We start from the raw sequence: 14,645 nt of genomic DNA on the forward strand, positions 1-14,645 counted from the left end.
TTTGTCATTCTATGGTTGCATTATGTCAAAGTATGGTTTCAGCGACACAAGGAGCACTTTTAATCAATTTATTTTCAGTTATTCTTAGGAATAGCTAAGTTAACATAAACATCGAAACGGTTTTTCTTCATGTTAATGCTAGTAGACGGTGTTTTACCAGCAAGCGGCGGCGCATAACTTGGGCGTTTAACTACTACGCGATACTTTGCTAAGGCAATCGCTGGCGCGAGTAAATTGTCGGCATCAAGATCTTCACCCACTAATGACTGAAACACACGCATTTCTTTTTTCACGGCCGCTGACTTTTCTCGATGCGGATACATAGGATCGAGATAAATTACATCGGGTGGTTCGGCTAAGGTCATGTTTTCAATCGATGAAGAGTTAATTAAGCGCATGCGATTAGTAATATCATTAATTTCAGTACTTAATTTTGCGCGCTCTAAGCCGTCTTCAAGCAAGGCGGCTACAATCGGCATACGCTCCATCATGGTAACGTTGCAGCCTAAGGTGGCTAATACAAAAGCATCTCGCCCTAAACCTGCGGTAGCATCAAGTACATTTGGTGTAAAACCATGTTTTAAGCCTACGGCTTTGGCAATATCTTGACCGCGGCCACCACCAAATTTACGACGATGCGCGGTAGCACCATCAACAAAATCAACGCAAATTGCGCCCAATTTAGGTTCATCAAGTTTGCTAAGTTCTAAGCGTTGTAAATTAACTTGTAAGGCAAATAATAGTTCTGGATGATTTTTTATGGCAGCAATATCGCCGATATAATCTAACTGCCATTTTTTGGCAATTTTTTTGGCTTTATCAACATCAATGGCATCAACATAAGCAACAGCAATTTTATTCAACATTTGCGGCTTCTTCTAAATGAATATGATTATCGCCTGTAGCATAAGCAACCAAACGGCTGATTTGGCCTAATGATAAATCACACTGTTGCTGCCAAGTATTAAAGCTTGCTTGAATGGCATTTAAGCTTGATTTTGTTTGAATACCGCCAGTAATTATATCGTGTGCTCGAAAATAGGCTTCAATGTCTCGGCTCAGTAAAAATGTATCTTTGCCTAAAGCTCTTAAAGCATAAGGACCTGTGTTGCCACCAAGGCGTTGACCATGCTTTTTCAAATAAGCCCATAAACCGATAATATTGTCGCTTGGCCATTTTGCAATAAACTCAGCAAAGCTATGTCCTTGTTGCTGCTCTTCAAAAATCATTTGCGCGTTGGCTTTAATGGTTTTTACTTTATTAAAGTTTCGAATAATTTTGGGATCTGCCGCTTTTCGCTCCATCATTTCTTCTGGCATCATCAACACTTTTTCGATATTGAAATTAAAAAAGCTTTCTTCAAAGTTTAGCCATTTGTTTTCAACAACGCGCCAAACAAAGCCTGACTGAAAAACCTTTTTACTGAACTCAGATAAAAAGCGATCGTCAGGTATTGCAGTTAATAAGTGGTCTTGTTTACCAGGGCCCAGCAAAATATTAAGCTTGGCTGCGCCACCTTTGCGGGCGGCGGCGCGTTGATAAATATCGTCAATTGTTTCTAATGCCATGGAATTTAACCTGTGATGCCGCTATGACGTAATAATGCGTCAATTTGAGGCTCGCGACCACGAAAGGCTTTAAATAATTCGCTTGGTTCTTTTGAACCGCCCATTTCTAACACATTGGTTAAAAAGTCGTGACCAACTTTTTGGTTGAAAATGCCTTCTTCTTCAAAACGAGAAAATGCATCTGCCGATAATACTTCAGCCCATTTATAGCTGTAGTAGCCTGCTGCATAACCACCACCAAAAATATGGCCAAAGCTATGCTGAAAACGGTTGAATTCAGGTGCCTTGATAATTGCGTAATCTTCACGTACTTGATTTAACACTTGCTGAATTTCATCACCTTTTTCTGGTGAGTATTGCGCATGCATTTTAAAGTCGAATAAACTGAACTCTAATTGACGAAGCATCTGCATGGCAGATTGAAAATTTTTCGCTGCTAGCATTTTGTCGAGCATATCTTGAGGTAAAGGCTCATTGGTTTGGTAATGGCCAGAAATAAAGGCTAATGCCTCTGGTTGCCAACACCAGTTTTCTAAAAATTGGCTAGGTAATTCAACAGCATCCCATGGCACACCGTTGATGCCTGAAACTCCTGCGGCATTAATTTGCGTTAACATATGGTGAATGCCATGACCAAATTCGTGGAATAAGGTGACGACTTCGTCATGTGTAAATAACGCAGGTTTGTCGCCAACTGGACCATTGAAGTTACACGTTAAGTAGGCAACCGGGTATTGAATATTGCCGTTCGCTAATTCACGACGGCCAACGCAATCATCCATCCAAGCACCGCCACGCTTTTTCGAACGAGCGTATAAGTCGAAATAGAAACTACCGCGCAGCTGTTGTTTGTTGTCTAAAACATCAAAAAACTTAACGTCTTTGTGCCAAGTATCTACGTCTTTTCGTTCGCTAATTTGTAAGCCAAACAAGCGATGCACAACTTCAAATAAGCCGGCTACCACTTTACTTTCTGGGAAATATGGGCGCAGTTCTTCGTCAGAAATAGCGTAGCGATCTTGTTTCAATTTCTCGCTGTAATAAGGTAAATCCCAAGCTTGTAAATTACTTTGACCAAAAGTTTTTTCTGCAAAGGCTGTAACTTCTACAAAATCTTGTTCGCCTTGAGCTTTTGATTTAATCGCTAAATCTTCTAAAAATCCTAGTACTTCGTTAGTGTTTTGCGCCATTTTAGTGGCTAACGATTTATCGGCAAAGCTGTCAAAGCCTAACAAAGTAGAGAGCTCGTGACGTAATGAGAGTAATTCTGCCATAATTGGGCTGTTGTCAAATTCGCCGCCATTTGGCCCTATTTCTGATGCGCGTGTGACAAAGGCGCGATACATTTGTTCGCGTAATGCTTTATTTTCACAGTAAGTCATTACCGGTAAGTAACTTGGAATGTCTAGGGTAAATAACCAACCTGACTTTTCTTGTGATTCGGCTAAGGCTTTTGCGGCTTCTTTTGCGCTTTGAGGTAAACCAGTAAGTTCTTTCTCGTTAGTAATATTAACGCTAAAGGCTTGTGTAGCATCAAGAATATTATTACCAAAGGTCGAGCTAAGTTCAGATAAACGCGTTGAAATTTCACCGTAGCGCTTTTTGTCTTGTTCATTTAGCGCAATACCTGAAAGTTTAAAATCGCGTAAAGCGTTGTTGATTACTTTTTGCTGAGCGGTGTTCAGCTCTTTAAACGCTGCACTTTCACTTAATTGCTGATAAGCTGAAAATAAGCCCGCATGTTGCCCAACAAAAGTGCCGTATTCAGATAAAAGTGGCAAGCATGACTCGTAAGCCTCGCGATGGTCATCGCTACTTACCACTGAGTTCATGTGTGAAATAGGTGACCATAATTTACTTAATACGTCGTCAACTTCATCAATAGGTGCAACCAAATTATCCCAAGTAAATTGCGTATTATTAACCAAAACTTCGCTAATAATTTTTTTACAATTAGCAATAGACTCTTCAATCGCAGGTTTAATATGTTCAGGCTTAATTTTAGAGAATTGTGGTAATGGTGTGGCTTGTAATAATGGATTGGTCATATTGAGCACTATTTTTGTTAGACATTGCTAGTAAAGATAAGGGCAGAATAGATTAATTCAAGGTTTAGTTGTTGAAGCGTATAAATATCTGGCCCTATAAAATAGTCAATAACAACGTGTTACTATTACTCGTAATGTAAGAAAGTTTCTGTGAAACAATGCCATACTTAATTTTTATGTCAGTGCCATTAATTATTTTATCTTTTATTATCGAGAATTGAGTTTTGAAAATATGTTAAAAATCAATCAGTTTTTGTTTGTAATAACGGTTTTTATTGCTGTTTGCTTTTGTGGCTTCTCTGGTTCAGCTACGGCAAAAATGAATAATGTAATGCTTGAGAGAGTTACGGTAGAAGATGGCTTAGCTCAGGCCAGTGCACAAGCGATAGCACAAGATAAACAAGGGTATATTTGGTTTGGTACAGAAAATGGTATTAACATTTATGATGGCTATAAAATCAGCACCTTAATGGGCCCTGACAATGATTTTAATAAATTTAGTGTTAACAATATTTATGTGGCAAGCGATGGTTTAGTTTGGATTTCTTTATCGGGTAAAGGCTTATATAGCTATAACCCTTTAACAGAAGAATATCAGTTAATTTTTAGTATTGGCTTTAATAAAAATGATTTAGAAATTTGGCGTATTATTGAGGATAAAAAAAACCACAGCTTTTGGTTTTTAACCGAGAATACCGCTATTAATTACGATGCAAAATCTGGCGTAGTTATAAAGACACTTGATTTTACACCGTATCTATCGGGTGCTGATATATTATACGGTTTAGCAATTTTAAACGAACGATTAATGTTTTTTAGCCGATCAGGGACTTTCGTATATAACGTCGAAGCTGAACAGATTATTCAATTACCTTCGGTTTTGCATAGCCCAACGGCGGGCAGTAATTTTAATGAATTAGAGTCTTCAAAATCTTATAGTGCTGCATTTTTGAACGGTCATTATTACTTGGGTTCAAACGATGGCGTTTTTAGTTTTTCTGAGCAAGAACTAACAGCATTTCTGCAGGCTAAAAGTGAATACCTACCCTACAAAATAGCGATTGAAAATACCTCTGTTTGGCAATTGTTAGCCACAGAAAATATTATTTATGTGGCAACAACCCAAGGGGTTTATCGCATTGATACTGCTACAGATAAGAATGAATTTTTGTTTAAGTTTAGTGAACATTTCAAGGCAGTTGCAGACCCGAGTGTTATTAGTTTATTGGTGGATAGTAATGGCTTGTTATGGATGGGCTCTAATAGTTCTGGTGCGTATCGTTGGGATCCTAAGACTGAAATAGTAACCACTTATAATTATGATTATTCTAATCAAAATAGTTTATCTCATGGCAATGTTACTGCCATAGTCACCACACAAAAAAATAGATTGTGGGTAGGAACCAATAATGGCCTTAATCTTATCAATTTAGTCACCGACAATACTCAACGTTATCTGTTGAATAACAACAATAAAACAACATTTACGCAAAGTAACATTTATGAAATGGAAAAAGATTACCTGGGGCGACTTTGGCTATCAACGGCTTCTGGTATTGTTATTTTCGATGTTGATAAAAAAAGCATAATAACGCCTAATTTTCCTGAAAAAACACAGAAAATATTAACGAAAGCTAACGACTGGCTAAGCATTGAAAGTATCGACAACTATATTTGGTTAACCTCTAACCAAGGTATTCAAAAGATTCATGCACTAACAGGTGAAGTAAGCACACTTGATGATTTACCTGATTATTTTGATAACAATTATGTTCGGCATATTATGCCTTCATTCTCTGATGACCCTAACAATGTGCTTATTTCTGGTACAGATACGTTATGGGAATATAATCAATCAACTAAAAAGTTAACGCCAGTTTACCGTCCTCAAGGCGTATCAAGAGATGGTTTTAGTTATATCGATAATTGGAGTCGTGATAGCAAAGGTCTTATTTGGTTTTCATATTTGCAGGTTGGGCTAATAGCTATCGACCCGAATACCTTTGAAGTTAAGCATTTCTTTGATGAGCACAATAGCATTCTAGATGTAAACCTTTATGGTATTCAAATTGATCGCGAAGACAATGTTTGGGTGTCGAGCCACAGCGGCATATATCGAATACGTTCGACTGATCAGCATATAAGACGTTTTAATAAGTTTGATGGTTTAGCAAGTTCAGAGTTCAATGCTGGGGCTTTTTTGACATTAGCTGATGGGCGGTTTGTCTATGGTGGTATTTCAGGTGTCAGCATTTTCGACCCGATAAAGCTTAATAACAAAAATAAAGACGATTTGAATACCGTTAGTATTGTGAACGTTGATGCATTATCGCGCACACTTAACACCTCAAGCCGACTTTTTAATGATGAAAAAATACACTTAAATTATAATGACTTTGGTATTCGTATAGATTTTAGTGACTTCACTTTTGGAAAAAATGAGAATCCAATATTTAAATATGGCTTTGTCGGAGGTGTTTCGTTTCCTCAAAGCCAACAAAATTATGTTGTATTTCCTTATCTAGATGCAGGTCAGTACACTTTTCAAGTGCAAGTAAAATCAACAGTAACGGGACAATATTCAAAACCTGCGCTTCTTCGTATTCATGTTAATTATGCACCTTGGCTTTCGCCGGTTGCTTATACTTTGTATGCCGCTGTTATCATTGTTGTTATCTCAATCTGGGTTAGATTTCGACAATTAAGGCGCAGAAAATTACATGTAATGGCTAATTATGATCACCTAACAAGTTTGCCTAATAGAGCGCTACTGTTAAATCGACTGAGGCAAGCTATAGCCTCTTCGCGCAGAAGTCGAACGCCAATCGCTTTATTCTTTATAGATCTCGACCGCTTTAAGCAAGTTAATGATTCTTTAGGGCATGAGTTTGGTGATTTGTTATTAAAAGAGGTCTCTACACTTTTTACCACGTCTTTGCGATCCGAAGATACATTAGCTCGCATTGGTGGCGATGAGTTTGTCGTTCTACTTGAACGCTTTAATAGCGTTAATGATCTTGCGCATATAGCACAGAAAATTATCGATATAGTGCAGAAACCATTTACCTTACATAATAATCTTGTCAGTGTCGGCGCAAGTATTGGTATTTCGCTATATCCAAATGATGCAGAAGACTCAGAGCAATTGTTTAGAAATGCTGATGTGGCTATGTACCACGCCAAGCAATTAGGTCGTAACAATTTTCAATTCTTTACCGAGCAAATGAATAAAGAAGCAAAAGCACGACTAACAGACGAAGCCAATTTGAAAATAGGGTTAAACGAACAAGAGTTTTTTAACGTTTATCAGCCAATCATTAATACGCAGGATAATAATACAGCCGTTGGCGCTGAACTTTTAATGCGATGGCACCACAACGATGAGGTTATATCACCAGTAGAGTTTATTGCACTTGCAGAAGAGTTAGGTATGCTTATACCTATGACAGAACAAGCCATGGAAAGAGGTTTCATACAATTACAGTGCTGGCGTAAATACCGACCTAATTTTTATCTTTCGGTAAATTTTTCAGTTAAACACTTTAACCATAGCAATCTTGTTTCATCTATTCGTGGTTTGTTAGATAAATTTAATTTGCCTGCCAGCGCATTGAAAATAGAAATTACCGAAAGTGCTTTTATTGTTGAGCCTGAACAAGCCATAAAAACGATGAAAGAGCTAGTGAACATGGGCGTGTTACTTTCGCTTGACGATTTTGGTACCGGTTTTTCATCTTTATCTTATTTGAAGCGGTTACCGTTGAGTGTTATTAAAATAGATCAAAGCTTCGTCCATGGTATCGGTTTAGATAAAAAAGACGAAGCCATTATTGAGGCGACACTAGTTTTGGCAAAAAGCCTTGGTATTAAATGTGTGGCAGAAGGTGTTGAAACACAAGAACAGTTAAATTATTTAGTGAATAAACAATGTTTCTACATTCAGGGCTATTTGTTTTCTAAACCGCTGATAGCGGATGACTTTATCGAGCACTTAAAATAAAAGTGCTGATGAAATTTAAAACATCAGATTAAGGTCTGATATTACTTATAAGTATTGCTGTAATAAGTTATTGGTTTTCTGTATTTAATATCCACCAGAACTTAAATTAGTATAAACGCAATTAATACATTGACAAAAATAAGGTAAAACTATGACGCAACATTTTGACTACATTTCAATTGGCGCTGGCAGTGGCGGTATTGCTTCGGCAAACAGAGCTGCTCGTTTAGGTAAAAAAGCTGCCGTTATCGAAGCAAAACACATTGGTGGCACTTGTGTAAATGTAGGTTGTGTACCGAAAAAGGCTATGTGGTATGCCGGTCAAATTGCTGATGCATTGCATTACGCTAATGACTACGGCTTTAAAGCGCCCCTGCAAAGCTTTAACTGGGCTAAGCTAGTTGAAAACAGAGAAGCTTATATTGAACGCATTCATGCTGCTTACGCACGTGGTTTTGCGAGTAATGATGTTACCGTTATTAATGGCTTTGCAAAGTTTGTTGACAAAAATACCGTTGAAGTTGATGGCACTTTATATACGGCCGACCATATTACTATTGCCACAGGCGGGCGCCCAAGTCGTCCAAATATTGAAGGGGCAGAATATGGCATAGATTCAGACGGTTTCTTTGCATTAACCGAGCAACCTGAAAAAGTAGCAGTTGTTGGCGCTGGTTATATTGCGGTAGAGCTTGCGGGTGTTTTGCATGCACTTGGTAGCGAGTCTCATTTATTAGTGCGTAAAGAAAAGCCGCTTCGTGGTTTTGACGACATGCTAAGCGACACCTTAGTCGAGCAAATGGCTAAACATGGTCCTACATTACACACCATGAGCGTGCCTACACGTGTTGAAAAACATAACGATGGTAAATTAACTATTCATTTAGAAAATGGCAAAAGTATTGGGCCAGTAGACAGCTTGATTTGGGCCATTGGTCGTGAACCTGCAACCGATAATATTAATATCGAAGCAACAGGTATCAAGCTTAATGAACGCGGTTTTATTCCAACAGACAAATTTCAAAATACCGACGTTGATGGTATTTATGCAGTAGGCGACAATACGGGCCGAGCACAATTAACGCCTGTAGCCGTAGCCGCGGGCCGTCGTTTGTGTGAGCGTTTATTTAACAATAAACCGAACGAGCATTTAGATTATTCTAATATTGCTACCGTGGTATTTAGCCACCCAGTTATTGGTACTGTTGGCTTATCCGAAGCTGAAGCTATTGCTGAGCATGGTGAAGATCAAGTTAAAGTATATAACTCTCAATTTACTGCGCTGTATCAAGCTATAACCGAAGACTATCGCGACCCAACACGCATGAAATTGGTCTGTGTGGGTAAAGAAGAAAAAATAGTGGGTATTCATAGTATAGGTTTTGGCAGCGATGAATTATTACAAGGTTTTGCTGTTGCTATGAAAATGGGCGCAACCAAAGCTGATTTCGATAACACAGTCGCTATTCACCCAACGTCTGCGGAAGAATTTGTCACTATGTAAGTTTAATTATCGACACTATTTGACGAGATAATTTTAAAAGATAAAACCTGTTAGAAAACCACCGGTTAACTTTTATTCGACATAAGAATAGAAGCTAAAGGTGGTTTTTTTATGCTCGTTACTTCTAAACTCTGTTTGGTGGTGCATTAAATAAAACCTTAAAGGTGGTTTTATCATCATCTGAAGTAACCGTTACTTCGCCACTATTTGCTTCTACCATCGCTTTAACAATGGCAAGGCCTAAGCCAGCACCTTCACTGTGGCGTTGTCTGGATTTATCAGGACGATAAAATCGGTCAAATAAATAAGGCAAATGTTCTGCGGGTATTTTATCCCCTAGATTACTGATCGAAATAGCGACTTGCCCTTGCACTGTTACTTCAGTTTTGACTACTATCGACAACCCCTTTGCAGTATATCGAATGGCGTTTGATAACAAGTTAGAGAGTAATTGGCGAAAATGTAGTTTGTCACAATAAAAACTTACATCATCACCTTGGCGAACAAAGGTAATGTTTGCTTCTTCGGCGAGGGCATCAAAGTATTCAAATAAAGCTTCAATTTCTGTTTGGCTATTTAATATTTGTTGTTTTGGCTTAATTAAGCCATTTTGAGTTTTAGCTAACCAAAGCATATCTCGCACCATGTTTGTTAACCTATCAAGTTCTTCTAAATTCGAAAATAGCAGTTCTTGATATTCTTCTGACGCTCTAGGCTTTGACAACCCAACTTGGGTTTGTGTAATTATATTGGTTAAGGGGGTTCTTAATTCATGGGCAATATCGGTAGAGAAATTAGATAAGCGTAAAAACTCACTTTGCAGCCTATCTAACATCAAGTTAAATGATTGCACCATATTTAATAGCTCAATAGGGACGTTTGTTTCGTCTAACCTGATTTCAAAATTGTTCGTTTGAATATTTCGCATTTTCTTGCTCAGACCGCGCAACGGGTTTAATCCTTGGTGAACAGCAAACCAGCCAGCTAGTAGCACTAAAACAGCAGCGCCAATCATAATCGCCCCTAAACTTTGCCTAAATTGAGTTAAAAAATGAGTATGAAAACTCATATCAATAGCAATAGTTGCTTTGTATGTTGCTTTAGGCGTTTGGTAAGTCGTTGCTAATACACGGTATGAGAATTTTCCAACATCTTGATGTGTTATGTTTTCAATATCAAAATCACCTTCAATAGCAGGTGCAGTGGTAAAGTGTTGAAAATTTAATGCAGCGTTAGCATAGATAAAATTACCTTTTTGGTCGCTAACTTGATAATAAACGCCATGATGACCTGAAACCGCCTGCGATAACTCTTCTGTAAGCGTTTCGTTACTGTCGGTATTTTTAGAAAGAGCCTCATTAATTGAAGAAGATATAACTTTGAGTTCATTAATATCCTGCTGAATAAAATGATGTCTTATCGAGGTATCTATTAGTATGCCGAGAAAGGTTAAACTAAATATTGTGCTTACAGCGACAAATAAAACCACTCTAAAAGTCAGAGATAGAGGTCTTTTGTTAACTTTCATTCACTTGAACCTCCAACTTATAACCCATGCCTCTTACCGTATGAATGAGTTTAATGTTGAAACCTTCGTCAACTTTGCCACGTAATCGGCGAATGGCAACATCAATAACATTAGTATCGCTGTCAAAGTTCATATCCCATACTTGAGATGCAATTAAGGAGCGTGGTAAAACTTCACCTTCGCGACGCACCATTAATTCGAGCAGGCTAAACTCTTTATTACTTAATAGTATATTTTTACCGGCTCGCTTTACTTTATGCTTTAAAATATCGACTTCTAAATCAGCAATTTGTAGCGTGTTTTCAATTTTCGGTGTTCCGCCACGGCGAATAAGTGTTCTGACACGGGCTAATACTTCTGAAAATGCAAAGGGCTTAATAAGGTAATCATCTGCTCCAAGTTCGAGGCCTTTTACTCTGTCATCAACGCTATCGCGAGCCGATAAAAACAGCACTGGGGTTTGATTACTTGCTTCTCTAAGTGATTGTAAGATCCGCCAACCTGAAACGTCAGGCAGCATTACGTCTAATATTATGACGTCAAATACTTCAGTCATCGCCAAATGATGACCGTCTAAACCATTACGTACTAAAGACACCTGAAACCCGGCTTCCGTCAGGCCTTGTTTCAAATAGTCACCTGTTTTTTGTTCGTCTTCTACAACAAGTAATCGCATGAAGTTTTCCTAAATCATCTATATTTATACATTATGGCGTAACTGTGTAAACAGCAACATGACATTAAGATTACAACTTTGTCATGTTTGAGTCATGTTATTGACAGGTATCAGCTTTATACTGCACTTATATTCCGAATAAGAGGAGTCCGTTAATGGGCGACATTAATAAAATACAGTCATCTTCCATGCCTCGCCGCAGATTTGTCCAAGGACTTGTCGCGGGAGGAGTGCTAGCTGCGTTTCCAAGTATTATTCATGCAGCTTCATCGTTATTTACAGATACAATCACCGGAAATGCACCAGAGCTTAGCGGTAAAATTATTGAGTTGGTTATCGACGAATCTCCAGTAAATTTTACCGGTGTTGTTCGTATGGCAACGACCATTAATGGTTCAATACCTGCTCCGACTTTACGATTGCGAGAAGGTGATGATGTTACCATTAAAGTAACAAACAAGTTATCAGTGCCTAGCTCTATTCATTGGCACGGTATCATTTTGCCATATCAAATGGATGGTGTACCCGGCATTAGTTTTAAAGGCATTATGCCTGGCGAAACTTTTGTTTATAAGTTTAAACTACAGCAAAGTGGTACATATTGGTATCACTCCCACAGTGGCTTCCAAGAAATGACAGGTATGTACGGCGCTCTTATTATTGAACCAAGAGAAACCGACATTATTAGTTCAGATAACGAACATGTTATTCAATTATCAGATTGGACAGATGATGATCCAATGGCATTGTTCCGAAAATTAAAAGTACAGAGTGATGTATTTAATTTCAGCCAGCCTACGGTACCTGAGTTTTTTGATGATGTGTCAAATAGCGGTGTCGCCAATGCCTTGCAGCGTAGAAAAATGTGGCATGAAATGCGAATGAACCCAACAGATCTTGCCGATTTGTCAGCATCAACTATGACCTTTCTAATGAATGGCAGCACGCCCATGGCTAACTGGAGAGGCTTATTTAAAACGGGCGAAAAACTCAGGCTAAGATTTATTAACGGTTCGAGTAATAGTTTTTTTGATGTAAGAATACCGGAATTAAAATTAACGGTCGTACAGGCGGACGGACAAAATGTAGAACCAGTAACCGTTGACGAATTTCGCTTTGGGCCAGGTGAAACATACGATGTAATTGTTGAACCTAAAAACGATGCTTATACTATTTTTGCTCAAAGTATGGACAGATCTGGTTATGCAAAAGGCACACTGTCAATTGCCGAGGGCATTGATGCGCCAACACCAATATTAGATCCAGTTGAATGGTTAACGATGACTGACATGATGGGCAACATGGGTAATATGGGGCATGGCAACGATAAAGGCGCTATGACAGGTATGGACCATGGTGCTATGGCTAACATGAAGCAGTCAGGCATGGGCCAAGGTTCAATGAAAATGGACCATAGTCAACATGGCGCAATGGCAATGGACCATAGTAAGCATAATATGCATGATAACCCGCTTAGCGTTGCGAGTTCGAAAGTTCGTCATGCCAAAACAGAATATGGTGCATCAGTTGACATGCGTGTTGACATGCCCAGAACAAATTTAGACGACCCAGGCATTGGCTTGCGTAAAAATGGTCGCCGTGTACTCACATTGGCTGATCTACATTCTTTGGATGGAATTGCTAATCATCAAGAGCCAGAAGCGGAAATTGAACTGCATTTAACCGGTAATATGGAACGCTACAGTTGGTCTTTTGACGGCCTAGAGTTTGGTAAAAGTACACCAGTACATATGCAGCACAATAAACGTATTCGGGTGATTTTACAAAACGATACCATGATGACGCATCCTATGCATTTACATGGTATGTGGAGTGATTTAGAGAATGATCAGGGTGATGTTCAAGTCCGTCGTCATACTATCCCAGTGCAACCAGCACAGCGGATCAGCTTTTTAACTACACCACATGATGTGGGGCGTTGGGCATGGCATTGTCATTTACTATTTCATATGGATGCAGGTATGTTTAGAGAGGTGGTTGTATCATGAGAAATTTAACATCGTTTAAACCTTTTATCAGCGCGCTGCTGTTTTACTTACCTTTAGTAAGCGTGCAAACATTTGCCCAAAATGAAATGTCAGGTATGGCTAGTGCTGATGGTGAAAAGCCGCAACCACAAAGTGGTGACGCGCCTAAAGATGCTAGAGATCCACATGCATACTCGGCTGGCACAACGTTAACTAAAGGCCCTTATGCTTTAGGTGAAGAGCATAGGCTAACACTGGCTGATGAACATAGCTTTTATACACTCTTAGGCAACAGGCTTGAATATAATGAGCAAGCTAATGCTGGCGTATTCGATTTTCAAGCTTGGTATGGCACCACATTTGATCGATTAGTGATTAAAACAGAAGGTGATATTTCAGAGGGTAAGTTGGAAGAAAATCAAACCGATATATTATGGGGACATGCCCTGACTGGATATTGGGATACGCAATTAGGTATTCGCGTTGACTACTATAAAGAAGGCAAAAACCGTCAATGGCTAGCATTTGGTGTGCAAGGCCTAGCACCTTACTGGTTTGAAATTGATATGACCGCTTACTTAGGCGAGGGCGGTAATACAGCATTAACCTTTGAAGCAGAATACGAATTACTACTGACACAAAAATTGATTGTACAACCGCGTGCCGAGCTGACCCTGTATGGTAAAAGTGATGTTGAAAATGGTTTAGGCAGTGGTTTATCAAGTAGTGCTATTGGTTTTCGAGTGCGTTATGAATTCACCCGTCAATTTGCACCTTATGTCGGTGTTGAATGGACAAACAAGTTTGGCACTACAGCAGACTATGCAGAACAAAACGGGCAAAGTAGCAGCGAAACAGAATTTGTTGCTGGCGTAAAATTTTGGTTTTAATTTTTTAATAAATAGAGGTAGTAATGAAATTATTTAATACAGTAGCGACATTTTTAAGCCTAGCATTAGCATTAGCATTTACAGCATCGGCACATGTGTCAATGACACAGTCATCACCTGAGAATGAGGCTATGTTGATGCAAAGTCCTGAAGAGCTTGTCTTGACCTTTAGTGGTGAGGTTAGATTAGCTAAAGTTTTACTTACAGATTCAGGTAATAAAACAGTAGATTTTAACTTTAAGCCAAGTGCACAGGCGAGTAAGCAGTTTAATTACAAATTACCGACTTTAAGTGAAGGCCAGTACACGGCTAAGTGGGTAGTTTTAGGTGGTGATGGTCATAAAATGACAGGTACATTTACCTTTATGATTGGTGGGCATGGTATGCATCAAGAAATGAAACAAGCGATGCCTGCTTCGCACAGCCATAATCACTAGGACGA

General features: G+C 38.8%; 10 protein-coding genes. 5 read left to right on the forward strand and 5 right to left on the reverse strand.

Features of this window, described 5'->3' with window-relative positions; genetic code table 11:
- Positions 1-74: 74 nt before the first annotated feature.
- The 3 genes from B6A32_RS08740 to prlC are packed head-to-tail and all read right to left on the reverse strand — an operon-like array spanning position 75 to position 3,617.
- Positions 75-866, reverse strand: coding sequence for a class I SAM-dependent methyltransferase (locus B6A32_RS08740; RefSeq protein WP_085303004.1), 792 nt, complete (start codon positions 864-866; stop codon positions 75-77).
- The gene (locus B6A32_RS08745; protein WP_085303005.1) at positions 856-1,569 is read right to left on the reverse strand and encodes a DNA-3-methyladenine glycosylase I; all 714 of its coding nucleotides are present in this window, start codon (positions 1,567-1,569) and stop codon (positions 856-858) included. The genes B6A32_RS08740 and B6A32_RS08745 overlap by 11 nt, the downstream gene beginning before the upstream one ends.
- Positions 1,570-1,574: 5 nt before the next feature.
- Positions 1,575-3,617 carry an oligopeptidase A gene (prlC, locus tag B6A32_RS08750; protein ID WP_085303006.1) on the reverse strand — a complete coding sequence of 681 codons (2,043 nt, stop codon included), beginning with the start codon at positions 3,615-3,617 and terminating at the stop codon, positions 1,575-1,577.
- A gap of 232 nt (positions 3,618-3,849) precedes the next feature.
- On the opposite strand from prlC, the gene B6A32_RS08755 reads away from it, so the two are divergent.
- Complete coding sequence (locus tag B6A32_RS08755) at positions 3,850-7,617, forward strand: EAL domain-containing protein (RefSeq protein ID WP_143327889.1); 3,768 nt, start codon at positions 3,850-3,852, stop codon at positions 7,615-7,617.
- Between the two features lie 151 nt (positions 7,618-7,768).
- Positions 7,769-9,121, forward strand: a complete 1,353-nt coding sequence (gene gorA / locus B6A32_RS08760) for a glutathione-disulfide reductase (protein WP_085303009.1) — start codon at positions 7,769-7,771, stop codon at positions 9,119-9,121.
- A gap of 124 nt (positions 9,122-9,245) precedes the next feature.
- Here the strand turns inward: gorA and B6A32_RS08765 are convergent, their stop codons facing one another.
- Positions 9,246-10,649, reverse strand: a complete 1,404-nt coding sequence (locus B6A32_RS08765) for a heavy metal sensor histidine kinase (RefSeq protein WP_085303011.1) — start codon at positions 10,647-10,649, stop codon at positions 9,246-9,248.
- Complete coding sequence (locus tag B6A32_RS08770; protein WP_085303013.1) at positions 10,639-11,325, reverse strand: heavy metal response regulator transcription factor; 687 nt, start codon at positions 11,323-11,325, stop codon at positions 10,639-10,641. The genes B6A32_RS08765 and B6A32_RS08770 overlap by 11 nt, the downstream gene beginning before the upstream one ends.
- A gap of 155 nt (positions 11,326-11,480) precedes the next feature.
- Here B6A32_RS08770 and B6A32_RS08775 point away from each other — a divergent pair, with 155 nt between their 5' ends.
- The 3 genes from B6A32_RS08775 to B6A32_RS08785 are packed head-to-tail and all read left to right on the forward strand — an operon-like array spanning position 11,481 to position 14,640.
- Positions 11,481-13,334 carry a copper resistance system multicopper oxidase gene (locus tag B6A32_RS08775; protein WP_085303015.1) on the forward strand — a complete coding sequence of 618 codons (1,854 nt, stop codon included), beginning with the start codon at positions 11,481-11,483 and terminating at the stop codon, positions 13,332-13,334.
- The gene (locus B6A32_RS08780) at positions 13,331-14,203 is read left to right on the forward strand and encodes a copper resistance protein B (RefSeq protein WP_085303017.1); all 873 of its coding nucleotides are present in this window, start codon (positions 13,331-13,333) and stop codon (positions 14,201-14,203) included. Before B6A32_RS08775 ends, B6A32_RS08780 begins: the two co-directional genes overlap by 4 nt.
- A gap of 23 nt (positions 14,204-14,226) precedes the next feature.
- Positions 14,227-14,640, forward strand: a complete 414-nt coding sequence (locus B6A32_RS08785) for a copper resistance CopC family protein (protein ID WP_085303019.1) — start codon at positions 14,227-14,229, stop codon at positions 14,638-14,640.
- The last annotated feature ends 5 nt before the right edge of the window (positions 14,641-14,645 follow it).

The sequence above is a fragment of the Colwellia polaris genome, from assembly GCF_002104515.1.
Classification (GTDB): Bacteria; Pseudomonadota; Gammaproteobacteria; order Enterobacterales; family Alteromonadaceae; genus Cognaticolwellia; species Cognaticolwellia polaris.

What these genes read in the sequence shown, in the direction of transcription:
- B6A32_RS08740 (WP_085303004.1), bottom strand. Translation starts at nt 866, where the DNA reads ATGTTGAATAAAATTGCTGTTGCTTATGTTGATGCCATTGATGTTGAT.
- B6A32_RS08745 (WP_085303005.1), bottom strand. Translation starts at nt 1,569, where the DNA reads ATGGCATTAGAAACAATTGACGATATTTATCAACGCGCCGCCGCCCGC.
- prlC (WP_085303006.1), bottom strand. Translation starts at nt 3,617, where the DNA reads ATGACCAATCCATTATTACAAGCCACACCATTACCACAATTCTCTAAA.
- B6A32_RS08755 (WP_143327889.1), top strand. Translation starts at nt 3,850, where the DNA reads ATGTTAAAAATCAATCAGTTTTTGTTTGTAATAACGGTTTTTATTGCT.
- gorA (WP_085303009.1), top strand. Translation starts at nt 7,769, where the DNA reads ATGACGCAACATTTTGACTACATTTCAATTGGCGCTGGCAGTGGCGGT.
- B6A32_RS08765 (WP_085303011.1), bottom strand. Translation starts at nt 10,649, where the DNA reads ATGAAAGTTAACAAAAGACCTCTATCTCTGACTTTTAGAGTGGTTTTA.
- B6A32_RS08770 (WP_085303013.1), bottom strand. Translation starts at nt 11,325, where the DNA reads ATGCGATTACTTGTTGTAGAAGACGAACAAAAAACAGGTGACTATTTG.
- B6A32_RS08775 (WP_085303015.1), top strand. Translation starts at nt 11,481, where the DNA reads ATGGGCGACATTAATAAAATACAGTCATCTTCCATGCCTCGCCGCAGA.
- B6A32_RS08780 (WP_085303017.1), top strand. Translation starts at nt 13,331, where the DNA reads ATGAGAAATTTAACATCGTTTAAACCTTTTATCAGCGCGCTGCTGTTT.
- B6A32_RS08785 (WP_085303019.1), top strand. Translation starts at nt 14,227, where the DNA reads ATGAAATTATTTAATACAGTAGCGACATTTTTAAGCCTAGCATTAGCA.